The organism is Haloferax sp. ATB1 (assembly GCF_000730175.1).
On record NZ_JPES01000080.1, the window covers coordinates 26,894 to 34,443 of the forward strand.

The following is a 7,550-nucleotide window of genomic DNA, read 5'->3' on the forward strand; positions in this document are numbered from 1 at the left end:
CAGATACGACGACCACAACGACGAATACGACCACGACCACAGACACCGCGACAACCTCCACGGACACGACGGACACGTCGACGACCGAGACCACGACGGACACGTCCACGACAGAGACCACGACGGACACGTCCACGACCGAGACTACGACGACGTCGAACACGACCGACAGCGGGTCGACGCTCCTGATGGCGCAACCGCTTTCGGCGGCCGAGTGGTTCGATTTGCAGTCGTCTCCGCTCGGCGGGTCGCCGTGGTTCCACTCGGTTCTGTTCGTGGGAATCGTGGCGCTCGCCGGTCGAAGCGCGGTCTAACGCCGCTGTCCCGTCTCTCTCGTCGCTTGCGTCTGTTGGTGGCCTCAGTCACCGGCCACTTTTCCAGAACTCTGTCGAACTCGGCGCGTCCCTCGGTCGACGCGATTCGGGAATCGAAATGATAATTTAACTATAGATTGGTTCCCTTAACGTGAACCGACGGTCATTACTCGCGACGCTGAGTCTCGGTTCCATCTCTGCGTTAAGTGGCTGTCTCAATCTCGAAGGCGTCGATGGCGGCGTCCTCACGGTGATGCACGTGTCGTCGTCCGAACCCCCAGACGTCGTTCCGTCCTCCGACGAGCGTCTCTCCGACGAACCGTTGCTCCAGCGAGCGCTCGACCGCGTGACGCAAGACGAGGCTCGCGGAGTGATGGACTTCCGATTGGATAGAAGCGAGTACCGGTCAGTCGCGGACGCGCTGGAGACGCTCCCGTAGTACGACCGCACGGAGCACGAGCTATCGATTCCGTCCGGTTTCTACGTTCGTCACAACGGGTTCGTCTACCGCCTCGCGTACAGACCGATGTGTTCGGAAACGCCGCTCGTCTCGTCCGAAAATCCCCGAAACCGGTGCTGGACGTCGGTCCCCGAAGGGACGACCACGCTGCAGCGAACTTGACCCGCGGTTCGACAGCGCGCGTCGCCGAATCGAAACAGCCGACTGCGTTCGTCACCGCGGTAGTCGCTGGCGGTCGAGATGGAAAGAAGAGAGGAAGGCCGTTGTCCGCTGTTCTCCGGCAGTTACCGCGCGGCCGCGACGGTCTGTGTTCCGTTTTCGTCGAGGACCTCGACGTAGAGGTCGGCGATGTCCTCGCAGACGTTCTCCCACGTACACTCGTTCGCGTACGCCTGAATCGCATCCGCGTCCCACTGCTTGTGGAGGGCATCGACGACGGCGTCGGCGAGTTCGTCGTGCGACTCCGGTCCCTCGACGAGGAAGCCGTAGTCGTCGCTCGTGACGACCTCTTCGCTCCCACCGTTTTTCGTGGCGACGACGGGCGTCCCGCAGGCCATCGCCTCCAGTTGGACGACGCCGAAGCTCTCGCTGTAGCTCGGGAGGACGAACACGTCGGCCGCGTTCATCCAGTCGTTGAGCGTCTCGGATTCGACGTAGCCGAGCAGGTCGGTCCGGTCGTCGATGCCGAGTTCCGCGGCGAGCGATTCGAGTTCGTCGCGCATGCCGCCCTGCCCGCCGATGACGAGCCGCGCCTCCGGTTCGGAGTCGCGGACTCGCGTCATCGCTCGCATCAGGTGTTGGAAGCCCTTCCGTGGTTTCAGCGTCCCGAGCGCAAACACGACGGGCGTGTCGTCGTCGATGCCGAGTCGCTCACGGGCCGCGGTGGTGGAGACGCGCTCGAACACGTCGGTGTCGTAGCCGTTGGGGATGTGGACCACGTCGTCGTTGTAGGCCTCCAGTTTCGAGCGGTCGCGCCGGTTGACGCGAACGAGCCGGTCGGCGTCGGTCCACGCTCGCTTCAGCCGGGCGTTGTCGGAGTCGAGTTGTGTTTGGAACCAGTTGCGGTTGGCGTGGACGGTGAGGACGTACGGGATGCCGAGTTCCTCCTTCAGGCGCGCGCCGACGTACCCGGAGGTCCACGTCATGTGGCAGTGAATCAGGTCGAACGAGACGGGATGGTCCGCCAGTTTCTTACGGACTTTTCGGGCGTGTTGCTGGCCGAGGAGGTGCTCGCGCTGTGCGTCCACCGGGAGGTACATAAGCGGGGTCGCGATGACGTGTACGTTGTCGGGTACGTCCGTCGTGGCGATTTTGGCGTCTCTTCCGAACCCCTCGCCGCCGCCCACGGGGAGCCGAGATGCCACGTCGGCGAACCAGTTGTACCTGACGCAGACGGTAACGGAATCGAAGTACTCCGCGAGCACGTCGACCTGCGACTTGACGAAGTGTTTGTAGCCGTGTGAGACGACGAGGAGGTCCTTATCGGCCAGTCGGTCGTGGTCCATGCGTTACCCGCAGTTGCGTACCGACCCCCATGATTATCGGGTCGGTAAGGTCCGTTCGTCTCAGGCGGGTGGCAGTTCGGTGTTGTCGACGACGAACCCCTCCGCGCCGCCGTCGATGTAGCCGCCGTAGAGTACCGAGTCCATGACGACCACGTCGGTCCCCTGCGAGTACAGCTTCATGGCTTGTCGCCCGCTGAGGGACCGCGCGGTGATGCCGTCGAAGCGCGTCCGGTTGCCCTTGTTGATGAAGGGATGGTGCGTCGCCTCGTAGGTCCCGCCGACGAACAGGGCGTCGTCCGCGAGAATCTCGGCGCAGCGCCGGTAGCTCTCGCCGGGTTGGTGGACGGTCAGGTTCTCGAACCGGGCGTTCGCGCGCTCGACGCGAATCGCCTCGCGCTGGCCGTCGCCGGGTGCCGAACCGGTGATGGTGACGTTCTTGACGAGCACCATCGGGTCCTCCGGAAGGTTTTGTCCCTGAAGGTAGATAGCAAAGTTCGACCCGTGGATGTCGATGGTCGTGTCGAGGACTTCGAGGCGACCCGCCCCGGGAGTCACCTGAATGCCGCGCGCACAGCCCTCGTCGTCGTTGAGGACGATGCTGCAGTTCTTGATGACCGAGGTCTGCGCGTCGTCGAGGACGCGAATGGCGTTCTCCGCGGAACCGGTGACTTCGACGGTGGTGTCTTCGATGCGGAGGTCAGCCCCGTCGTCGAGGCGGATACCGCGCTGGCTGATGCCGGGGACGAGTTCGTCGATGACGACCGTCGCGCCGCGGACGCTGCTGCCGTACCCCTTGAGCCGAATCGAGGAGACGGTGCTGTTCTTGTACGTCCCGCCCTCGACGTGGACGACGCCCTTCGAACCCGAGACGTACAGCCCGTTGTCCGGGAACCGACCGAGTTCGCAGTCGACGAAGCGGAGCGTCCCCGCGCTGTTCGGGTCGATGAGTATCCCGGTGGGGCCGAGGTTGATGTCGCCGATGGTGTCTTTCGTGAACGCCGCGCCGTCGGGCGCGCTGAACCGCTCGACGGTGCCGGTCCCACCGGCCGTGGTCACGCTGAACAGCGCCGGACCGAGGGTTCCGGTGTCGTGTTCGCCCGCGATGGTGATGTCGCGGACTTCGAGCCCGTCCGTGACGTAGGCCTCGATGGCCCGAATCCCGGTCTGCGGGGCGGTGAAATCGAACGTGAACCCCTCGAAGAGGAGGTCTCTGCCTGGGGCGTAGATGACGCCGAGCCGGAAGAACCGGGCCGCGCCGGTGAACTCGCCCTCGGTGACGACGTTGCTGTCGATGGCGTCGATTCGGCCGTGCGTGAGCGTCGCGTTCGGCCCGTAGAACCCGAGGTTCTCGAATCCGGTCTTTCGGAGTTGCCTGTGCATCAGGTATCGCCCTCCGGGAAGACCAGGAGCGTGTCGTCCGCGACGTGCCGCGAGAGCACGTCGTCGATGGGTTCGACGCCCTTCGGGTCGGCTCCCGCGTCGACGACGTTGACGACGTTCGAGAACCGGTCGAGGTACGCCTGCGGAACGTCGACGCTCATCGTGTTCGCCTCGACGCTGTTGACGGGGTGCGACAGATAGCTTCCGACCGCGAGGGTGCCGACGGCTCCGAGGAGATACGAGCGCCGCGTAAGCTTCGGGCCCCGGGAGTCATTCGCGTCGGTATCGTCAGATTGCGTGAATCTCATACAACCGAGAACGTCGTATACTCACGAACGTTCCCGGCTTCACATGTTCAGCCTTTAAGTATGCCTGCGGATTTCGGCGGCCTTCGGCCCCCGATTCGACTCGGGTTACTCGCTCGGAACCTCGGTCTCGTAGGTGTCGTCGTCGACCCGGATTTCGAGCGCTTCGTTGTCGTTGTGGTCGAGGACCGTGCCGAAAAGCAGGAACGTGATACCGAAGAGAAGACCGATTGCCCAACTGCCGAGGCTGGGTGAGTTGTCGTCGCCGTCGCCACCCGTCAGTCCCGAGCCGATGAGGCCGATGGCCGCGACGCCCGCGATGACAGTTCCGAGGTAGTAGAACGCCGCGAGCGGGTGGAAGTCGCGGAGCATGTACTTGTTTTTCAGCCGCCAGAAGTAGTTCCGGAGCAGCATGCTCGAGACGCGGGGGACGTACTCGCTGTAGTTGATGTGGCTCTTCCAGTCGTCGTCGTACAGGTACTCCGCGGAGCAGGCGATGTCCGCGACCCGAAGGTTCTCGGCGTTGAGTTTGACGAGCAGGTCGTTGCAGTAGCCGTAGTACTCGTACATGTTCTCGATGTCGGCCTGCCGAAGCGCCTCGTGGGAAATCGCGGTGTAGCCGTTCTGCGGGTCCATCGTCTTCCAGTAGCCGCTGGCGAACTTCGTCAGGTACGAGAGGATGGAGTTACCGACGAGTCGATAGCCCGGCATGGCGTCGAGGTCCGACTGCTCCATGAATCGGTTGCCCTTCGCGTAGTCGGCGTCGCCCTCCGCGATGGGGTCGAGATACTTCGCCAGTTCGTTGGGGTTCATCTGCCCGTCGCCGCCGAGGACGGCCGTGATATCGACTTCGTCTTCCAGCGCGTGGAGGTAACCGGTCTTGAGCGCGCCGCCGACCCCGCGGTTCTCCTCGTGTTGAATCGGGACGACCACGTCGTCGTACGCCGTCGCTTCGGGGGTGTGGTCCTTGTTGAACGCGTCGGCGTGCGTCACGATTTCGTCCCACGTCCCGTCTGTCGACCCGTCGTCGACGACGTAGGCCAGGTCGACGAACGAGGGGAGAGTGTCGATGACGTCCCCGACGTAACCCGCTTCGTTGTAGGCCGGCACGACGACGGCGATTGAGTTGTCTTTGTACATTGTAGTCGGAGTCCTACCGAACTGTGGACGTTTCGGTGTCGTTATTATGGGTATCGTAGTTGCTCACAGCCCGCCGACAGGTTCGGGAGCGACCCCGCGGAGACGCGGCTACAGACGCTTATCACCCGCATAATAACCCGTACCGATTATCGAACAACAGGCGATGCACGAGGACCGAAGGGGGGACGACGCTCGACCGATATACTTGGAGATAACGCTTGAGGACCCGAGGCTGATTCTCTCGTCGTTCGTCACGGGACACCGGGGGCCGGTCGAACTCGAATTCCAACCGACCGAGGGATTTGGCTGGGACTGCGCGTTCGTCGTGTCGAACAGGGTCCCGTCGATTCAGTCGGGGCGTCCCTCGTCGTCGACCCGACCGTGATAGAGGCGGATTTCCTCGGTTCCGTCGGCTCCGACCACCGGTTTCGCGTCCTCTTCGGGAGCGGCGTCCGCCTGATTCCCCCGTCCTCGACGGAGATGGGCGTTCGGGTCATCTCCGTTCGACACAAAGACGGCAGGTGGTCCATCCAGATGCACCTCCCCGCTCACTCGACGCTGCACCGCGTCCAAGAACACTACCACGACAACGATATCTCATTCCGGGTAAAGCGCCTCCACGTCGCCCGCGACACCGACGTGGGGACCGAGACGGCGCTCCTCCCGGGGCAGCGCAAGGCGCTTCTCGTCGCCCACGAACACGGTTATTTCGAGGTCCCACGGCGGTCCTCGCAGGGCGAACTCGCAGCCATCCTCGGCATCTCCAAGTCGGGGGTCTCACAGCGGATTCGCCGGGCCATCTCGCGACTCATCGAGCGACGCTGTCGCCGTGACTCCAGCCGGCCGCAGAGAGAGGTGAGTCGCGGCGGGGACTCGGGGCCAAACCGCCGTGGCTCAGAACCAGTTTCCGTCGTACGTGACGTCGACGTCGCCGTACTCCCAGACGCCGTTGTGAATCACAGATTCGGTGACTTCGACGCCGCTCGACCCGTCGATGACTTTCATTCCTTCGTAGCCGTCGTGCGACTCGGCGGTGATGCCGCGGAACGTCGTCCCGTCAGCGTCGTTGACCAGCGGGATGTGGCCCGTGTCGTAGTCGCCCCAGACGAACGTGCTGCCGTCGCCGAGTACCTTGACCGCGCGTCGATAGTCGCCACCAGTCTGCTCGACGTCGAAGCGGTCGAGCGTGCAGTTCCCTCGTTCGAGCCGGACCGCGTGCCGACCGTTCGACCCGTCGCCGGAGCCGCCGACGCTCGACTTGAGAATGTAGACCGGGTCCGCGTCGGCGCTGCTCGGCCCGCCCACGACGAGCGCGTGGCCGCTGGTGTTGAACTCGATGTCCGTGTTGATGATATCGATTTTTCCGGCGCCCGGCGAGACGGTGACGGCCTTCGTCGACACGTCTCCGTTGACGATGACGCTCGAGTTCTGAATCCGCGCCCACTCGACGTCGTTCTGGACGCTGATGGCGCGCCCGTTCGGCTCGTCGATTCGGACGACGGTGTCGTCTATCCAGTTGTACGCACCGCCGTCGAGTCGGATGCCCCGCTGGTTCGTGTCGTCAGTGCGGCGTTCGTCCACGATGACGGTCGCGCCGTGAATCGAGCTGTAATCGCCCGAGAGCCGGATGTTGGCGATATTACTGTTCTTGAACACACCGCCGTCGACGACGACGCGGCCGCCCTCGGTCGAACAGTAGAGACCGTTGTCGGGCCACGCGCCGACCTCACAGTCGCGGACCCAAAGCTTGCCGTCGTGGTACGGCGACACGATGATTCCCGTGGGCCCCACGTCGATGTCGCCCGGCGTGTTGTCCGAGAACTCGCCGCCGTCGGGAATCCTGATGTTCTGGAGCGTCCCGATGCCCGACGAACTGGTGACGTCGAACGCGAACGGGCCGTACTTCCCGCTGTCGTGTTGGCCGACGACGGAGAGGTTCCGCGCGAGGAGGTCGTCTCTGACCTGCGCTTGGACGACGCGAAGTCCCGTGTCGTCGTCGGTGAAGTCGAACTCGAAGCCCTCGACGACGAGGTCTTCCCCCGGTTGCTCGAACGTCCCCAACTTGAACAGCCACCTGCCGTCGTAGTCGGCGGCCGGGACGATAGTCGCGTTATCTCCCCGCAGTTCGAACCCGCGGAAATCGACGTGACGGAACGAGTCGCCCATGAGATACTCGCCCTCCGGAAAATACAGAACCGTCCCGTCGTCGCACTGGATGTCGTCTAAGATCGGGTTGATAGACTCTCCACCGGTCGGATCGGCTCCCTCGTCGACGACGTTGTACCAGTCGTCGTCGGCTGATGCCGTCCCGGCGAACGAGACCGCCGCGGCCGCCCCGCCGATACCCTTCAGTACCTGTCTCCGAGAGACTGTCCTCCTGCGCTCTTCTGCGCCTTGATTCCGCATCGAGAGAACGTCTCTGCCTCTGTCTAATGAGTATTTTTAG

General features: G+C 63.7%; 7 protein-coding genes and 1 pseudogene. 2 read left to right on the forward strand and 6 right to left on the reverse strand.

What is annotated here, in order from left to right; all coding sequences use genetic code 11:
* The first annotated feature begins 465 nt into the window (after positions 1-465).
* Positions 466-753, forward strand: coding sequence for a hypothetical protein (locus ATB1_RS23395; RefSeq protein WP_241768230.1), 288 nt, complete (start codon positions 466-468; stop codon positions 751-753).
* A 305-nt stretch (positions 754-1,058) separates the two neighbouring features.
* Here the strand turns inward: ATB1_RS23395 and ATB1_RS13315 are convergent, their stop codons facing one another.
* From ATB1_RS13315 to ATB1_RS23405, 5 genes are all read right to left on the reverse strand, one after another.
* On the reverse strand, positions 1,059-2,279 hold the full coding sequence (locus ATB1_RS13315) for a glycosyltransferase (RefSeq protein ID WP_042664362.1): 1,221 nt from the start codon (positions 2,277-2,279) through the stop codon (positions 1,059-1,061).
* A gap of 60 nt (positions 2,280-2,339) precedes the next feature.
* Positions 2,340-3,659 (reverse strand): right-handed parallel beta-helix repeat-containing protein, encoded by a 1,320-nt coding sequence (locus ATB1_RS13320; protein WP_241768231.1) that lies wholly within the window; start codon positions 3,657-3,659, stop codon positions 2,340-2,342.
* Positions 3,659-3,967, reverse strand: coding sequence for a hypothetical protein (locus ATB1_RS23400; RefSeq protein ID WP_241768232.1), 309 nt, complete (start codon positions 3,965-3,967; stop codon positions 3,659-3,661). Before ATB1_RS23400 ends, ATB1_RS13320 begins: the two co-directional genes overlap by 1 nt.
* 105 nt (positions 3,968-4,072) lie before the next feature.
* A complete protein-coding gene (locus ATB1_RS13325) occupies positions 4,073-5,104 on the reverse strand; it encodes a glycosyltransferase family 2 protein (RefSeq protein WP_042664364.1) in 1,032 nt (343 codons plus the stop codon).
* Positions 5,105-5,452: 348 nt separating this feature from the next.
* On the reverse strand, positions 5,453-5,656 hold the full coding sequence (locus ATB1_RS23405) for a hypothetical protein (protein ID WP_241768233.1): 204 nt from the start codon (positions 5,654-5,656) through the stop codon (positions 5,453-5,455).
* On the opposite strand from ATB1_RS23405, the pseudogene ATB1_RS23410 reads away from it, so the two are divergent.
* A pseudogene (locus ATB1_RS23410) lies at positions 5,639-5,860 on the forward strand (helix-turn-helix domain-containing protein); the annotation flags it as partial. The gene ATB1_RS23405 and the pseudogene ATB1_RS23410 overlap by 18 nt on opposite strands.
* Before the next feature lie 138 nt (positions 5,861-5,998).
* On the opposite strand, the gene ATB1_RS13335 reads toward ATB1_RS23410, so the two are convergent.
* On the reverse strand, positions 5,999-7,510 hold the full coding sequence (locus ATB1_RS13335; RefSeq protein WP_042664365.1) for a twin-arginine translocation signal domain-containing protein: 1,512 nt from the start codon (positions 7,508-7,510) through the stop codon (positions 5,999-6,001).
* Positions 7,511-7,550 lie beyond the last annotated feature (40 nt).